Source organism: Pseudomonas chlororaphis subsp. piscium, from assembly GCF_003850345.1.
GTDB classification, from domain to species: domain Bacteria; phylum Pseudomonadota; class Gammaproteobacteria; order Pseudomonadales; family Pseudomonadaceae; genus Aquipseudomonas; species Aquipseudomonas piscium.
On the sequence record NZ_CP027707.1, the window covers coordinates 4,907,710 to 4,923,413 of the forward strand.

The following is a 15,704-nucleotide window of genomic DNA, read 5'->3' on the forward strand; positions in this document are numbered from 1 at the left end:
GAGCATTCATCATGAGCATTACCGTCATCTGGGACTGGGCCAACTCGGCCTCCGTCAACAGCACCTCGACCATCGCAGACCTGCAGCAACTCTCACAGCACTATCGTCATCCCGACTCGGCCCGGGTCGCCTATCCCCATACCGTGCAAGCGCCGCTCGGCGAGCTACCCGCGGGTACCCATAGAGTCGCCATCGTCGGTGCCGGTGCGGCAGGGATCTGCGCCTTTTATGAACTCTCGCAACTGGCCAAAGGCTTGCCCACTGGCAGCAAGATTGTCGTAGACCTGTATGACAGCGACCCGGATCACTTTCTTGCCCCGTTACGCAACAAAGACATCGATACCCAAAACCGACGGGCTGGCCGGGTCAGCGCCGCGCGCGTCTCGACCGGCGATACCGAACGTACGGTGTATGAAGTCGGCGCCATGCGTTTTCCGGAAATTGCCGGGCTGACCTGGCACTACGCAAGCAAGGCGTTCAACCCCACGGAGAGGGTCAAGGTTTTCCCCAATCCCGGAAAAGTCCCCACCGAGTTCGTCTTCGGCAATCGGGTCGATCGTTATAAGGATCAGGATTGGCTGGATAGCGACTCTCCGACCCGGCGGGTACAACAGCTGGTCTTCAAATACTTCCCGGGTAACGCCAGCGGCAGCTCTCTGTTCAAGATTGGCGACTGTGATCCCGCGGCAGTAGCAGTGCTTCTGAAAGCGGAATCGACCGATGACAGCACCCTCGACGGAATTTACCAGGACTGGCAGGCATTCATCGCTGAGCACGATCACACCACCCTGGCCGGCGCCATCCGCAAGATCATGACCCACGTCAGCGACAATCCTGGTGTAGGGGAGGACCGGCTGCCGGACATTCCGGGCCTGGATGCGCAAGGCACCATCGATTACTGCGTGGAGTTGTTCGGGCGTTTCGGTTTCGGCACGGGCGGTTTCAAGCCGCTCTACAACATCTCGCTGGTGGAGATGATGCGCCTGGTGCTGTGGGACTACAGCAATGAGTACACCTTGCCGGTGGAAGAGAATGTCGATTTCATCAAAAAGCTGCACGAAAAAACCATGAGTGAGGGGGCGGACAAACTGGAGGCCAACTTCATCAATGGCAGGGTGTCCGATGCCTATCACTTCAGGCCGGCGAACATTAGGCCACAGCGTATTGCCAAAGTGTGGCACTACACCAATACGTCCGATGCGCTGCTTGAGAAAGACTACGACTACGTCATTCTCGCCATGCCCCAGGACCAACTGACACCGCTGATTCGCCGCAGTGGCTACAGTCCCCATGGGATCGCCAGTACTCAGGTTGGAGATTTTCGACTTCAGCTGGAGACAGGCACCGCGACTCAGGTTTATCCCGCGTTGCAACTCAGCCTGTCCGATACGGCGCCAACCGAACGCATCGTCAGTGCCATCAACCAACTGCACATGACCCGCTCGTCAAAAGTGTTCGGCCTTATCAGCCAGGCCGACAGCAGTAACCCGAGCGTCCCCACATTCAGGGGGGCCCCGATACAAGCCGTGGTCAGCGACTCCGGTCTGGCCGCCAGCTACATCGTTCCCAGCTCGATCGAAGGGCAGGAGTACTCAAGCTTCCTGGCCAGCTATACCTGGGAAGACGACTCGACCCGCCTGCAGCAGGACTACGCCCGCTACCCGCAGAACTCCAGCGGCGACGAGGGGCCACAGAGCGCCTGGTACATGTTCCAGACCATGATCAACCGGGTCGACCATGACGTGCAGGACCCCGCTGCAGAACCCGGCACATACAATCGCTGGTGGTTCGGGGCCTTGCTGGACAAGGTGCAAAACGACAACCGTTTTGTCTATGACTGGACCACCAATCGCAGCGCTGGCGGTTTCAAGCTGGATATGACTGGCGATCACCATCTGAGCAACCTGTGCTTCCGCTATCACACCCACGCCGCCAACCCCGCACTGAACAACCGGTTTTTCCTCGCTTGTGACAGTTACAGCCACCTGGGTGGATGGCTGGAAGGGGCATTCATGAGTGCGATCAATGCGGTGGCAGGCGTGGTGGTCGCGGCCAACAAGGGGGATGTAACGACACTCAACCCGAACGCACAGCCGCTATTCGACACCCTCGCCCATATCGCTCCAGCCCCCTGAGCAGATCGAAGCCAGGACAGGCCCTATCGCGAGCAAGCTCGCTCCTACACTCGGGCAACGCCATACCTGTAGGAACGCGCTTGTTGGCGATAGCGATCCAATGACCATCCCGAACCGCCCAGCCCTAACTGACCCGCCCCCGGGAAAGTTCGCGCAACCACGACAGAACCTGCAGCCCATGGCGTTGTGGAGGGGGGTTGATCATCGCCATCAGCTGCTTGAGCGACTCGCTCCCCGGCGTCCCCGACAAGCTGACCTGCACCACTGGCGGTAGCGGCTCCGGCATGGGCGGCAGCTGCGCCTGCCGGCTGTCGTAGATCAGGGCGTGATGAATCAGCGGGTTGTCGCGGCAGAAGGCTTCAAGGTCGATCTCCAGGTCGGCGACCAGTGCGGTGCTGATGATCAACAGATCGAACGGCTTGCTGGGGCAGCACGTCAGGGTTTCGATTTCGTCGAACGAGTGCACCGGGGCGATGCTGAAGTACCCCAGCTGGTTGAGGATCTTTTCAATGTTCAGGCGCTGGAAGTGCTGATCGTCAGCGATCAGTATCCGCAGGGTTTTATTGATCATCGTGGGAAACCGCCATTTGGATGTGCAGCTGACTCCAGCTGAGGCGCCGCAAGCTTATCGAGCACGATAAAACCGGTATGTAGGACTTTTCCCAAGCAGTGGGATGTGGGTCCCTGATGCCAGGCGGGGCCTGCCCCACCTGGGACGCAGAGAACGTCTCCCTGTCTACCTTAGAAAGCCCAGCGCATACCCAGCACGACCTCGCTGGACACCAGGTTGGCCTTCATCTTCTCGTCCTGCAGGCCGCGGGCATTCGGGAAGTTGTTCCAGCCACTTTCGGTATCGCCCATGTCGACGTAGCGATAGCCGAGATCCAGGGCCAGGCGATCCGTCACGTCGTAGGCAACGCCGGCGCCGAGGGACCAGGCCAGGTTGGTCTGGGTCGCGGAACCGTACTGGCGAGACTCGTTACCCTGCCAGCCCTTCGACTCGAGCTGGGCCAGGCCTTTGCATCAAGGCCAACGCCTGCTCGCCACGGCAGGCCTGCACAATGTCGTAGACACCCAGTTGCTGCAGCGCGGCGACCACCGCGCTGCGCTGAACCGAGTGCTTTTCCAAAACCAGAATACGCAGTGAGATCATCGTTCGTCTGCCGCTTCCATGGAGCCAGGGAGAGGCATTCTGCGGGCTGACGGCGGAGTGATGAGCAGGGACGTTCCCAAGGACTTGTAGGAAATTTCTTAAGGCGATAACGCAGTTGAGCTGTCAGCCAACTGCAACCGGGTGGCCTGCGGGCGGGCGACTGTCTCAGCTCTCACCACTCTTGGAGAGACTCGCGATCATGAAGCTAAACAATGCCAAGCTTGACCACCGCCGCAAGCCCCGCCATGACCAATAGCAGCCCAAGCGCACTCCACTGCAGCACGACCAACTGGCTCTTAAGCGCCGCAGGAAAACCAAGCAAGTCCTCGGCACTGACCCAGCCACGCTTAAGGTAAAAATTGGGGAAGGTCACAAAACCGGAAATGCTCCCGACCAGAATCAGTTTCCCCCATGGGCCACAGTGCCTGAGCGTGGTCAGCGTGCTGAGCATAGGACTGTTCTGCAGATGATCCAACATCAAATCCATCTTGGTGTAAGCCAGGTGCAAGCAGATGCCAAGCACAATAAATATCCCTGCAAAATCGACGAGTCCGACCACCAGGAATATTTTGTCTGCCGTATTCAGGCTCATTTGACTGCCTCATTACTGCACTATCTTTTCCGACCCTGATATTTTTGGTAATGCTCATGGCGATGTATCGCGATTTTTTTAGGAGCCACGAATCCCAAACGAACATGTTTGCCCTGAATATCCATCACGCTGACCACTATCTCTTCACCGAGTTTGAATGTCTCGCCTGGCTTGCAACTAAGCAACAGCATTTTCATTCCTTACCTGGCTCGAAAAAATACATGGAAAAATAATATTGTACGGCAACTTCGTACTTAAATAAGGTCGTTCTTCATGTGGCGTATTCCATTAGATCGTCGCTACTGGAGTGAATACAGTCATTCAAATTTCCGGCCTGCGATCTGGGTGCTCTGCGTCATAACCCTGTTTGGGGTGGGCGGGTAGAGGATGGTCTTTCATCAGATTAGGGAAGCGCAAATTAGGATTGGCATCTAGTTCTTTCGACAAGTTGGCATACAACTCATGGAGCTTAGGGTCTGGCTGATACCCAAAGTTGTATATCGGTCTTGGCGCAGCGTCGAAAGCCCCTTCTAAATTACTTAGCCCTGTGGAGCTACCCAACGATGCGGCGCGTTGATAATAGAACAGTGCACGTGGTTTGTTTTTTCTAGCTGTATCATAAAAACTTGCGGTTTTCTCTATGACGTCAGGATTGTCCTGAGCGCCCGCACATCGGTAATAGCGCTCAGCCATGTCATCGTCCTGCTTATCCCTGGGGAGAGCAAAGGCGAAGTATTGGCCAATTTGAACTTGTGCTAAAGGACTGCCCAATTGCGCCGCCTGAAACATATAGGAACTGGCCATCCGGTCTGACTTCAAAACGCCTTGCCCGTTCTCGACAACCACGGCCCAATTGTAATAACCCAACGGTACTTTGAGCTTCACCATGCGCTCATAAAGATCGAGCATCTTGCTAGTGTCTTGCTCAACACCGGGTTGTCCGGGCCAGCCTGTTCGATAGAGCCCCGCCAGGTTATGCATTGCCTTCCAGTGATCTTTAGCAATGGCTTTTTCGTAGAGCCCGACGATAGTTCGCCAGTCTTTGACACCACGCACTTTCTCTAGAACGCGGGCCTGTTGAAACCAACCATCTGCCTCGGCATCCAGTGGCGGGTTGTGGTCTTTTTCGTAGGCGCAGGTAAAAGTTGGATAGGCCATAGCCGGAGCTCCGCTCAACAAGATAGAAACAGTGATGGCACAAAGCGTGATGGCTTTAGTCAATGGCTTTGGCATAGGGTGTCTCCACGTCCCAAAAACGCGTTAGATGGGCTATCAACGGCTCATTTTTGTTTTTATTTTCCCAATTTTTATCCATCACTTCATTCCACGTTTTGAAATTTTTAGCTGCATTACAGCGTCCTTGGTCATCATCAAATGACGCACCTGCATGCAACGTCCACAACTCCTCCCGCCAATGCTTGGCCAGCTCGGCATCCGGTGCAGCGAGGCCTAGTTCAGAATCGGTATGCAGGCTGCGGGCGTTGATGTTCGCGGAGCTGAGCAGGCTGAAGACGTCGTCCACAACCAACAATTTGGAGTGCACGTAGATATCCCGGAAGTAGGCCTGTTGCCCCTCGGATAAAGTGCCTCCGGGTTCCGGCGTGCATGCAGTCAGGGTGGCGATGACGACCTTGAGACCGGGTATGTCCTTGAGGGTGTAGGGTTTGGGCTCTTCACCGTCATTCGATTTTGGCTGGCCGAGCTCAGGAATATCTTTTGCCTTGAGACCGCCCAGGCGCTGTTCGACTTCAGGGGTAATGCCCTTTTTTTCCAGCTCGGTGATCTCGCGCTTCAGTATCTCGGCTCGGTTGAGCTGAGCGCGCTGCACGTAGGGGTCGGTGTGTGGGTTGGCCTCCAGATACGCCAACTGGCTGCGCTTGCGCAGCATATCTTCCGCCAGCGTGCGCTGGGCCTGGGGCATCAGTTGCTCCTGCCCGAGCTCCTGCAAGGTGGCGTAGGTGGTGCTGGAAAAACCCCTTTTGTTTGGGTTGTTGGTGACCACGAACACGTACAAGTCCTTGTCTCTGCCTTTGGCGATATAAGCGGTCGCCAGCTCGCGTAACTGTTTGGCAAACGCCGGGTAGCGGAAGTACTGGTTTTCAAAATAGGCGTAGTTGCGCACGTTGCCTAACGCTTTGTGGTAGAGCTCCAGAATCGAGGTTTCCGCCCCTTCTTGCGGTTGGGTACGGCAAACCTGTGCCATGGTCGAGCCGGCGGCTTTGAAGTTGTCTGGCTTGATCGCCTCGCGTTGATCGCGCAGGCCATCGGTAAACCATCTTTTGATCCAAAAGGTTTCCCGATCCCAGGCAGTGCTGAAGTTGTGGTTCAGGTCATGCAGCACAGGACCTCGCACTTTCATCGACAAGTCCTGCCATGGGCCGAAGCCCGGGCTGCGCCGGGCGGCTTTGTCGTCATACAGGTGCGCGCTGGTATCCCAGTAATTGCGATGCATGTTGTGCCCCATGACGAAGCCGACCGCGTTCGCGGTGTCTTCATAGTCCACCAGAACCATCTTCTGGTGGTGGCTGGCAAAGAACGTCAGCGCCAGCATGTGCGCAAAGTTGACGTCGGGCGCTTCGCCTTTTATCAGTCGATAGAGCGTCGCCAGACGCCCCTTTTCCCCGGCCATTTGAGGTCCGCGCATGATCGCGTTGAGCGGAACTTCGGTGGAAAAATCGCGGGTGCGAAACTCGACGTTCTGCATCCGCCCATCGTGCAGGCGGTTAAACCATTCCCGGGTGTATTGCTCATCCTGGGGGGAATATTTGGGCCCACCCGAGCCTTTGAGCGTGTTGTAGCCGCCCTCCCCATTCAGCTGAGCTTCGATGTCAGCCAGCATGGCCTGCAACTCACGTTCACGCGCAGGATTGGGCGGCCGGGGGGGCTTGCCTCCACCGTCAAGCTGCCGTTGAGCCGCATACAATTTGGCCAGTTCATCCTGATAATAAGTGCGCTGAAACTCCAACGTCTGACGGTACTTGAGGTCCTTATCGGAGGCTGCGCTTGCTCCGGTCACGCCCGATCCTATTGCGGTGCCTCCCGAACCCGCGAGGCCATCACCGATGATGGTGTTTTCAACAAAGTTGGCCAGCGGGTTTTTCCAGATCAACACACGCGTCTTGACGCCGTGTCGACCTTGAACATCCAGCAGTTCACCGATTCGATCACTGTCGGGCTTGAAACGCATCGCTGGGTCAAATCCCCAACTGATGATTTCGACGCTTTTTTGCGCGCCCCGAATGGCATCGTATACAGCGCCGAATGCTTGCTCACCGTTGATCAGCGGGGTGACCTGCATACCGGCTCGCGGCGGGTAGAGCGCTTTTCTGGCGAACCAGTCCATGGTCAAGGCCGTGGACTTGTGTGCTTTAGGCGTTAGCTGAATAACTTCCTTGCTGTAGTCCGTTGTCATTCGATGGCTTCCTGCACTCAATGGCTCTTCGGCTTGCTTGCCGGATTCAAGGTAACGGCGCGGTAATCATCTGTTGAACCCAAGGGTTCGAGCTGAGCGGCCTGTGCGTGATAGTCGCGATAACCTTGGCGTGCCAGTTGCTGATTGGGTGAATCGGATTGGCTGCTGTCTTCTTTTGGCTCAATCTCGAAGCGATGACCATTCATCAGCTCTACCGCATAGGCTTGAGTGCCAGGGACGTGCTCGAATTTGATCAGGCCATCGGCCCCGGTCAGGCCCTCCTGAATAGCCGCGCCATCGGCAAACAGGGTATACGGCTCATCCTCGTATCCTGGAAGTCCCGGTAACGGGCTCAGGATCGCGCTCAGTTTGTGTATGACATCCGGAGCGGGTTGCGAGACCGCAGGTTCCAGAAGCTCGCCCGCCTTGTCCCTGTCAGCGGGTAGCGGAATGATGGGTAATAGCGCCGCATTCTCGGTACCTTGGCCCGGCGCCCCTCCTGCATTGATCTTCACCACCGGCCCCACCACGGTAACGCCACCGGCGTCCAACTTGATAAAGCTGCCCCCAGCTTTCAGCGTGAGCTCTGCTCCGGCTTCGACCACCATTTTTTGTCCTGCCTTGAGGTGGATTTCCTGACCGGCCTGAATCAGTTGAGCCGTGCCGACTTTGATGTGCTGGTCCTGACCAACAATCAGATGATCGTCGGCTTTGACTTCGACTTTGCGGTCGGCGTGTGTGGTGCGGTGTTCTTCGGCCTTGAACTCGGTGTAGGTGTTCTTCTCCACGGTGTCGTGGCGTTCGTGGCCGATGCGGATTTTCTGGTCGTGCTCGATGTTTTCATCCCAGTCGCGCTGGGCGTGGATGAAGATCTGTTCGGCGCCTTTTTTGTCTTCTATGCGCAGTTCGTTGTAGCCACCGCCGCTTGGAGAACTGAGGGTTTTGAAGGTGCTGCGAGTCTTGTTGGCGGGCAAGTCATAGGGGACCTGGTTTTCCTTGTGATACAGGCAGCCGGTGATCAGCGGTTGATCGGGGTCCCCCTCGAGAAAAGTCACCAGCACTTCCATGCCAACGCGAGGAATGGCAATGCCGCCGTAGTGAGCACCGGCCCAGCCGGAAGAGACGCGTAACCAACAGCTGGTCTTATCATCGCCCTGTCCCTCGCGATCCCAATGGAATTGCACCTTCACGCGGCCGTACTGGTCGCAGTGGACTTCTTCGCCTTGGGGGCCGGTGACTTTAGCCGTTTGGCTACCCAGCACGCGGGGCTTCGGATGCTTTAGGGGTGGACGGTAGAAAACGTCCCACGGCGTGGCGAGGAAGCGGTTGCGATAACCCTGATGCAAGTCGTCCTTCTTGCCATAGGGGGCGTCGGTGGTGTCGCTGGTCACCGACTCTTCCAGCACCTGTGGCTGCTTGCCTTCGTGGACGATATGGGTGAGCAGCCACAGGTCGTTCCATTCGCTGCGCGGGTGCTCGGACAGCTCCAGGAAGTGGCCGCTGACCAGCCGTGTCTGGTCGCCCCAGCCTTCGGCCTGCTGGTAGTCGGCGCGGTGACGTTCGAGGGCGCGCTGGCTGAGGAACTTGCCGCGCGCACGGTCGGTGAAACGGCCCGGGTAGTCGTAGTCTTCCAGGTCCGGCTCTTCGCTTTCGGCCTCGGGTTTATAGGCGGCCTCCAGCTGCAGACGCGGCTTCTCAAAGTCGTAGTCGCGGCGGGTGGTGCGGCTGGTGCGGGTTTCCAGGCGCAGGTTGAAGCCCTTGATCACCGGCTCGTCGGCGACCATGCCACTGCCCTGGATATAGGCGGTGGGCTGGCCGAGCTTGGGGAACACCGTCTGGTCGTCGCCGAACACCAGCAGGTGGCCTTGCGGGCTGTGCTGGAAGTGGTAATGCAGGCCTTCCTCTTCGCACAGGCGCTGGATGAAGTGCAGGTCGGTTTCGTCGTACTGCACGCAGTAGTCGCGGTCCGGGCACAGGGTGCCGAGCTGGAACCGGTAGGCATTGCCCTGGATGCCATGCTCTTCGAGGATCAGCGCGATGATCTTCGGTGCCGACAGCTGCTGGTAGATGCGCTGGTTGGTGCGGTGTTCGAGGTAGGCCAGTTGCGGCACCAACGACACCTTGTAGCGGGTCAGGCGCTTGCCGGCATCACCCTGGGCCACGCGGTAGATCTGGCCGTGGATGCCGCTACCTTGTGGATCAAACGCTAGAAAAGCCTGCTTGTGCAGCAGCGTTTCCAGGTCCAGGTCGGGGTTCTCGCTGACCAGTTCCAGATCGAAACGGAACGGCTGGCTGATGCCTTCGATCCCTTCGAAAGACAGCACCTGCAAGTCACCCTGGAAGTCGTCGACCGTCAGGCTGAAGTGGGTTTCATTGGCTTTGTTGAACATCCTTTGTTCCTTTGGACTGCGACATAGCGCGAGCTCTTGTGCGCGGACTTGATGTCAGCGCAACTCGCTTTTGGCCTGGCTACATCCGGATTTGGCCAAGCTGAACAGCCGAGCCAGGCTAGCAAGTCACCAACGGCATTGATCTAGGAGTCGTCCTAAACCTCTAGGAAAGAATTGGAAGAAGGCATCAGCTTTTTCAGAGAATGACTGCCCCCCATCCAGTGCCTGAACGAATGAAAGGAACTTTCTCATTCCAAAACCGCAGCGAAATCACGAATCGGCATGCATCGCTGAGTTGTTACGTTCAGTCATTGAGTCGGGATTGCGCTCATGAAAGCGCGTCATTACTCTGCGCCGATCGCTGCCAAATCAGCGACCGGGTGTAGGAGCCCGGGAATCGCACCGTGCACAAGCACCCAGCTTTTTCTGGGTGTTTTTTTGCTGCCACCCAGCTTGTAGGAGGGTCTGGAGGTAGCCCACTTAACGCATGGAGCTACATCAATGAACGGATATATCCCGCTTCACAGCACCGCCACCGAGCATCCTGTCCTGCTGATCGATTCCAACGCCTCGCTGGTGGACTTACTGGCCTGCGCCGACCGGTGCGTTCGCGCCATTCACAAACTGATGAACAGCCTGTCGTGCATGACCGCGCGTACCGCGGATGAAAGTGATTTGTTCCAGATCGCCGATATCGCCTCGCTGTTGCTGAGCGATGGTGTAGCGTTGCTGGATGTTGCTCAGGGTAAGGCGATGCAAGAGTCTCTAAGCGCTTGAGGCCTCTGCGAACCTCTTCAGCGACCGCCTGTTGCGGGCATTAAAAAAGCCCCTGGATCTTTTGATTCAGGGGCACGCAGAGGCGACGCGTTATCGTTGAGGTTTATCGCGGGCAAGCCTCGCTCCCACAGGACGGTGGCGTTTTGATAATCATCCCGACACCCACGCGTCTGTAGGAGCGAGGCTTGCCCGCGATACGATCTGACAGCCACGCGATCAGAACTTCCAGGCCCCGGCCTCGGCCCATTCAACCCGATGCTATTGCGGCTGTGCCATCTTCGAAGCCAATGGATAAACCAACCAGGACTCTCCATCGATCTCTTGCCAGGATGCACCTTTGGCCATCAATACATTCGCCAGTCGCTCGCGAACCTGATTGATTTTCGAGTTTGCAACACTGTCGATGAATCGTCCTCGCACCGAATAAAGCTCTTTGACATAGCGCTCGATACGGTGAATCAGAAAGATGAATTGGGAAACCGCTCCGCTCGTTCCCTTGGCCCCTTCGATGGCCGTGAAGTTGCACACCGTCAGCGTGTTGTCTTCAAACCGGTAAACCAGTTCGAAGTCTCCCAAGTGAACCTGCCACCCCACGACAAAATCGCTTTTTTCAAAATAGGCGACTTCTGGCTGCAAACCTTGCAACTTGAGAAACAGTGTGACCGGATCAATAGACTGGAGAACAGGCATCTCACTTCGCTCTCATCTGCACGGCGTTGGCCATCCGCTCATAGAGGCCGACCAGTTCACGGGTTGCATCGCGTAATTGCCGGGAAGCCTCGGCGGCACGATCGGCGGTAGCCGCCACGTTTTTCGCGAAGTTTTCCGCAGCATTGGCCTGGAACTCTCCCAGCAATTGAGCCTGTTGCGCGTCACGACTGACGCCCGCCGCGGCTACACCGCCAAGCCCCTCAGTGGCTTTGCCCAGTCCAGCGGTCGCCGATGACGCCAGCTGACTGCCCGTCAAAGCCCCGCCAAAACCCACAACGCCGGACACAATTTGGCCAATCGCCCCGGTCATTGCCGCCTTGAATGTCGACTCAATGGCGTCTTGCTTGGTCGCCAGCGCAGTGAGCTGTTTGTCGAACGCGTTCTTCTGCATCTCATCGTGGAATCCGCGCAACGTATCGCGCATGTCGATGTTCATTTTCCTCATCAACATAATAATTTCGTTGATGCGCGTGAAGGCGTTTTCACCTGTGTCGAACGTCCGGGTATCCCCTGCATCCTGCATGGGCAAAGAAGCAGCCAAGGGTTGAGTATTCACTGTAGTGGTCATTTTCTTCTCCTGGTATCAAACCATTGCCGAGGCAATCTGCACTTGCACCGCACCCGCTTGTGCGATGGCTTTACTGCCGTCTTGAACGACTTGGGACTGCCCTTCGACCAGTTCGCCAATCCGCTTCATGGCGGCGTCCTTTTCGTCTTTATAGAAAGTGAAAAGCGACTGCAGCCATTGCTGATCGAGGATGAGTTGACTGATCTCTTTTTGCAGTTTGGCGCGGTCCGCTGCCAGTGCTCCGGCGGTGATCTGGCTGGCGCCGGCCACCGCACCTCGTGTGACGTTGACTGCGGTGTAGGTCGAAGCCTTGAGCGCAACCTGCAGCACTTCGCGATTGATCTCCTTGGTCACTGCCTTGGTCACTTCCTTGGCAGTCATTTCCACACCTTTGTCGATCGCACCGTGCCCGACCTTCTTCACTGCGTTGGTCACCAACTGTTCGATGGCTTCCTGAGAGAACTTTTCCAACATCCGGTTTACACCGAGCTGCTGCACGATTTTCTGGGCGGCCTCCTTGCCAGCCGTCTTGGACGCCTCCATTGCGACCTTGCCCAGGCTCTGGGCAATCTGGGCGGAAACCTGCGATGCGACTTCCTTGCCAACCATCTTCGCCGTCTGGTCGATTGCGCTTTTGCTCCCGGCCTTGATACCGGCCACCAGGGCTTGTTCGGCACCTTCCTTGAGCACCGTACCGGCAACTTTCGGAATGACCTTGGTCATCAACATATTGCGTGCGGCGCTGGTGATATCGATCACCGCTCCGGCAATTTCAAAACCCAGCTGGACCTTGCCGGCCACGTCGGCAATCGCCCGGTACTTTTCAGCATTGTCGGGATCGATCAGGGCCATGGTGTTGGCTGCCGCCTTGACGACACCGGCGAGCCCCGCCATCAAGTCCATCGCCCCGCCGGCAGCCGTCATGACATTGCCGGTCAGCGCCCCACCGATGATTTTTGCCACCCCTGTGACAATTTCAACGGCAGCGATAATCCAATCGAAGATCACACCGAAGATGCCTGCCTTTTTGGCCTTTTCCTGCTGCTCGATGGCTTTGTCCATCTGCTCGCGGAAGTCGGCAACCTCTTGCTGACGCACCCTCTCCTGCTTGTCCGTCATGATCGCCAGGGCTTTGGACTTGGCCATGGCCGTACTGCCCAGAATCTCACTGGACAGGAGTGTCGAGGCCAACATGATCGAGTCCATCGGAATCTTCTCGAGATCCTTCAGGCTGATCGGAGTACCGCTTTCGTTTTTGGCCGGGACATTGGCAAAGATCCGATCCAGGGCCTTCATGGCCTCAAGTTGCGACACCTGGAGTTTGGGGGGCGGTGGGGTATTGACCCGCGAATGTTGCTGGCTGATATCGCCGAACACAGTCGAAGGACCGCGCGAAGCATTGGCCCCGGTTTGTGCCTCTGCCTGTATTTTCGGGTTGTCCGAGATGAGCATCTGCTCGGTTGGCGGCGCCGTCAGCGGCCGCGGATTTAATGTGATGCTCATGCCGATACCTCCACCGCACAATGGGCCAGCAATTGCGCGGCACTGTGCTGAATAGCCTCATGCTCAGGCTGTTGGTTGCACCATTTGATCGCGGCATTGAAGGCTTTGCGGGCACACTCGATCTGTCCCAGAAGGCTATGACTGATGCCTGCGAAATAGGCGGAACGTGGATCATCCACGTTAATCATCCCGGACCGGCCGAAACTGCTGACGGCCTCTTCATGCAGGCCAAGGCGCTGATTGCACAGTCCCAGGGCCAACCAGCACTCAAAGCTCCAGTGGTCGATACGCACCAGCAAGGAGTAGACATTGCGTGCTGCTTGAATGTCTCCGCTGTTGAACAGCTGCGTCGCGTAGGCATACAGCTTGTCGATATCGGCTTGCGTGATATCCGCCAACATACGAATCGAGCCACCGCGTGCAAAGAAATGCTGAAGCACTTCGTGGTCGTCCTGACCGGCACTGCAAATAGGTTGTGTCATGATGACTCCTTGGCTGGCCACACCGGAAAACCCGGGCGGCCAGCACGTTATCCAATCAACGGATAGCCGAGGCGGTGCCCTTGGTCATTTCAGCGAGCATGCTTTGCATGCTCTGCGTCAGTTGGTTGGAGGTGCTGTAGTTCTGCATCACCTGCTGCAACTTCAACTGGCTTTGCTGGTTGAAGTCGGTGGCACGACCCGCCACGGTTTCCAGCGAGGACTTGACCATCATCAGGTCGCCCTTATCGAGCTTGCCGCCCTTGCCTTCCATGAACTCATCGATGGTCTTGCCGTCGACCAGAATGTTGTTGGCCTTCATGTAGTCAATGACACTCGGCGGCAGTTCGCCCTTGCTTTCCGGCTTGTCCAGCTTGGCCATCACCCCTTCCACCAGGTTGGCTTTTTCCTGTGCGTCACGGGCGATCTCGGACTTCTTGTTCATCTGCGCGAACAGGTCATTACCCGATTGAGTCAACTGCAACATGATGTTCTGCATGGTCTGAAGACCATTGCTGAACATCGACTGCGAATTCACGATCGACTGCGGGGTTGGCTGTACGGAGCCCAGGGAGTTGACCGGAGTAAATTTATTGACAATAGGATCCATCGTGTTTTCTCCAAAGGATTCAAGCAAAGTTTCGACTGAGTTTTTTCAGTGCAGTGTTTTTTACCGCGGGTACTTCCTTTCCTGACGAGCCTTGTTGAAGAACAGATAACGAGTTCAGTTGCTCTCCAACTTTTTTCAGGCTTGTTTCAGATCTCGCCATTTTTTCTGCAAATCGACGCTGCGAGTCATTTCCTTCTCGGCTCATATAGTCGTTCAACTTGTCCAGCTTGCTCCTGGCGGCCGGATCAAAGTTTGCTCGTTGTTGAAGCTCGGCGATTTCCGACTGCAGCTTTTCGAATTCCAGTATCTGCCGGGTAAATGTCGACTTGTTCTTACCCAGCTCGACCACCATGGCTTTCAGTTTTTCCATGTCGTCCATTCGGCACTCTATCCCCAGGGCAAAACCAGATTAGCCCGTCACCCTCACCCACACTTATGGAAGTCGATGACGTCTTACTTTTTTGCCTGTTAATCGTTAAAAGAGTTATTGCGGATCTGCGGTTAACGAATCGCCGATGCCGTGCCTTTGGTCATCTCGGCCAACATGCTTTGCATGCTTTGTGTCAACTGATTGGAGGTACTGAAGTTCTGCATGACTTGTTGCAACTTCAACTGGCTTTGCTGGTTGAAGTCCGTTGCCCGTCCAGCCACCGACTCGAGGGAAGACTTGACCATCATCAAGTCGCCCTTGTCGAAGGCCATGGAGTCTTCAAGCGCCTGGCGAATGGTGTTCATGTGCTCCAGGCTGACTTTCTTGCCGCTCTGGAAATTGACTTCCGGCAGTCCCCAGACATAGTCGGACGCCTTCTTGCCGTCAACGGTGATGCCGTTCGCATCCATGTAGGTGATGACTTCCTGCCATGAACGGGTTTCCATGCCCTCGGGACCGGATGCGGCAATCTTGGCCATGAGCGTTTCAAGACTGGCCTGAGCGCCTGAGCGTTCGCCCATGAACTCGTCAATGGTCTTGCCGTCCACCAGAATGTTGTTGGCTCGCATATAAGCCACGGTACTTTCCGGCAGCGCCAATTTATCCCCTGGCTTTACCAACCTGGACATGACGGCCTCAACCTGATTGGCCATTTCTTGTGCATCACGTGCAATTTCGGACTTCTTGTTCATCTGTGCGAACAGATCGTTACCCGACTGAGTGAGTTGCAACATGATGTTTTGCATGCTCATCAAACCATTACTGAACATCGATTGTGGATTGGCAACGGACTGTGGTGTTGGCCGCACGTCCTCCAGGGAGCTTTTCGGGGTGGTTGCTGTTATTGCCATATTCATACATGTATTCCCAATGGTATTAAGCTCAACCATGGCAAATATAGGGGTGCCCCGCCGACTGAATGACGACGCACTGGCATATCACCA

General features: G+C 56.4%; 17 protein-coding genes. 2 read left to right on the forward strand and 15 right to left on the reverse strand.

Translation table 11 applies throughout. From position 1 onward, the window contains the following. The first annotated feature begins 11 nt into the window (after window positions 1-11). Window positions 12-2,135: a flavin monoamine oxidase family protein gene (locus tag C4K38_RS21930; RefSeq protein ID WP_053280173.1), complete on the forward strand. Its 2,124-nt coding sequence runs from the start codon at window positions 12-14 to the stop codon at window positions 2,133-2,135. A 124-nt stretch (window positions 2,136-2,259) separates the two neighbouring features. On the opposite strand, the gene C4K38_RS21935 is transcribed toward C4K38_RS21930, so the two are convergent. The 8 genes from C4K38_RS21935 to C4K38_RS21970 form a co-directional block, all read right to left on the reverse strand. Further along, window positions 2,260-2,706 carry a response regulator gene (locus C4K38_RS21935; protein WP_025807434.1) on the reverse strand — a complete coding sequence of 149 codons (447 nt, stop codon included), beginning with the start codon at window positions 2,704-2,706 and terminating at the stop codon, window positions 2,260-2,262. Between the two features lie 170 nt (window positions 2,707-2,876). Continuing rightward, complete coding sequence (locus C4K38_RS21940) at window positions 2,877-3,149, reverse strand: outer membrane protein (protein WP_269458524.1); 273 nt, start codon at window positions 3,147-3,149, stop codon at window positions 2,877-2,879. Then, complete coding sequence (locus C4K38_RS21945) at window positions 3,115-3,288, reverse strand: response regulator (RefSeq protein ID WP_124345313.1); 174 nt, start codon at window positions 3,286-3,288, stop codon at window positions 3,115-3,117. The genes C4K38_RS21940 and C4K38_RS21945 overlap by 35 nt, the downstream gene beginning before the upstream one ends. Before the next feature lie 205 nt (window positions 3,289-3,493). After that, window positions 3,494-3,880 (reverse strand): hypothetical protein, encoded by a 387-nt coding sequence (locus C4K38_RS21950; protein ID WP_053280174.1) that lies wholly within the window; start codon window positions 3,878-3,880, stop codon window positions 3,494-3,496. A gap of 20 nt (window positions 3,881-3,900) precedes the next feature. After that, on the reverse strand, window positions 3,901-4,077 hold the full coding sequence (locus tag C4K38_RS32980) for a carbon storage regulator (RefSeq protein WP_197678045.1): 177 nt from the start codon (window positions 4,075-4,077) through the stop codon (window positions 3,901-3,903). 124 nt (window positions 4,078-4,201) lie between these two features. Next, window positions 4,202-5,113 (reverse strand): tetratricopeptide repeat protein, encoded by a 912-nt coding sequence (locus C4K38_RS21960; protein WP_053280176.1) that lies wholly within the window; start codon window positions 5,111-5,113, stop codon window positions 4,202-4,204. Next, window positions 5,094-7,292, reverse strand: coding sequence for a phospholipase D-like domain-containing protein (locus C4K38_RS21965; RefSeq protein WP_053280177.1), 2,199 nt, complete (start codon window positions 7,290-7,292; stop codon window positions 5,094-5,096). The genes C4K38_RS21960 and C4K38_RS21965 overlap by 20 nt, the downstream gene beginning before the upstream one ends. Before the next feature lie 17 nt (window positions 7,293-7,309). Beyond that, window positions 7,310-9,682 (reverse strand): type VI secretion system Vgr family protein, encoded by a 2,373-nt coding sequence (locus tag C4K38_RS21970; RefSeq protein ID WP_053280178.1) that lies wholly within the window; start codon window positions 9,680-9,682, stop codon window positions 7,310-7,312. Window positions 9,683-10,183: 501 nt separating this feature from the next. Here C4K38_RS21970 and C4K38_RS21975 point away from each other — a divergent pair. Continuing rightward, on the forward strand, window positions 10,184-10,459 hold the full coding sequence (locus C4K38_RS21975) for a hypothetical protein (RefSeq protein ID WP_053280179.1): 276 nt from the start codon (window positions 10,184-10,186) through the stop codon (window positions 10,457-10,459). A 258-nt stretch (window positions 10,460-10,717) separates the two neighbouring features. Here the strand turns inward: C4K38_RS21975 and sseE are convergent, their stop codons facing one another. The 7 genes from sseE to C4K38_RS22010 all read right to left on the reverse strand — a co-directional run bounded on the left by sseE (window position 10,718) and on the right by C4K38_RS22010 (window position 15,617). Then, window positions 10,718-11,149: a type III secretion system effector protein SseE gene (gene sseE, locus C4K38_RS21980; protein WP_053280180.1), complete on the reverse strand. Its 432-nt coding sequence runs from the start codon at window positions 11,147-11,149 to the stop codon at window positions 10,718-10,720. Window position 11,150: 1 nt separating this feature from the next. Next, on the reverse strand, window positions 11,151-11,738 hold the full coding sequence (sseD, locus tag C4K38_RS21985) for a type III secretion system translocon protein SseD (protein ID WP_106698174.1): 588 nt from the start codon (window positions 11,736-11,738) through the stop codon (window positions 11,151-11,153). 15 nt (window positions 11,739-11,753) lie between these two features. Further along, the gene (sctE, locus tag C4K38_RS21990) at window positions 11,754-13,241 is read right to left on the reverse strand and encodes a type III secretion system translocon subunit SseC family protein (RefSeq protein WP_053280181.1); all 1,488 of its coding nucleotides are present in this window, start codon (window positions 13,239-13,241) and stop codon (window positions 11,754-11,756) included. Next, complete coding sequence (locus C4K38_RS21995; RefSeq protein ID WP_053280182.1) at window positions 13,238-13,723, reverse strand: SycD/LcrH family type III secretion system chaperone; 486 nt, start codon at window positions 13,721-13,723, stop codon at window positions 13,238-13,240. Before C4K38_RS21995 ends, sctE begins: the two co-directional genes overlap by 4 nt. A 55-nt stretch (window positions 13,724-13,778) precedes the next feature. After that, window positions 13,779-14,330: a type III secretion system translocon protein SseB gene (gene sseB, locus C4K38_RS22000; RefSeq protein ID WP_081001567.1), complete on the reverse strand. Its 552-nt coding sequence runs from the start codon at window positions 14,328-14,330 to the stop codon at window positions 13,779-13,781. A gap of 19 nt (window positions 14,331-14,349) precedes the next feature. Next, window positions 14,350-14,709, reverse strand: a complete 360-nt coding sequence (locus C4K38_RS22005) for a hypothetical protein (RefSeq protein ID WP_053280183.1) — start codon at window positions 14,707-14,709, stop codon at window positions 14,350-14,352. A gap of 122 nt (window positions 14,710-14,831) precedes the next feature. Next, a complete protein-coding gene (locus C4K38_RS22010) occupies window positions 14,832-15,617 on the reverse strand; it encodes a hypothetical protein (protein WP_053280184.1) in 786 nt (261 codons plus the stop codon). Window positions 15,618-15,704 lie beyond the last annotated feature (87 nt).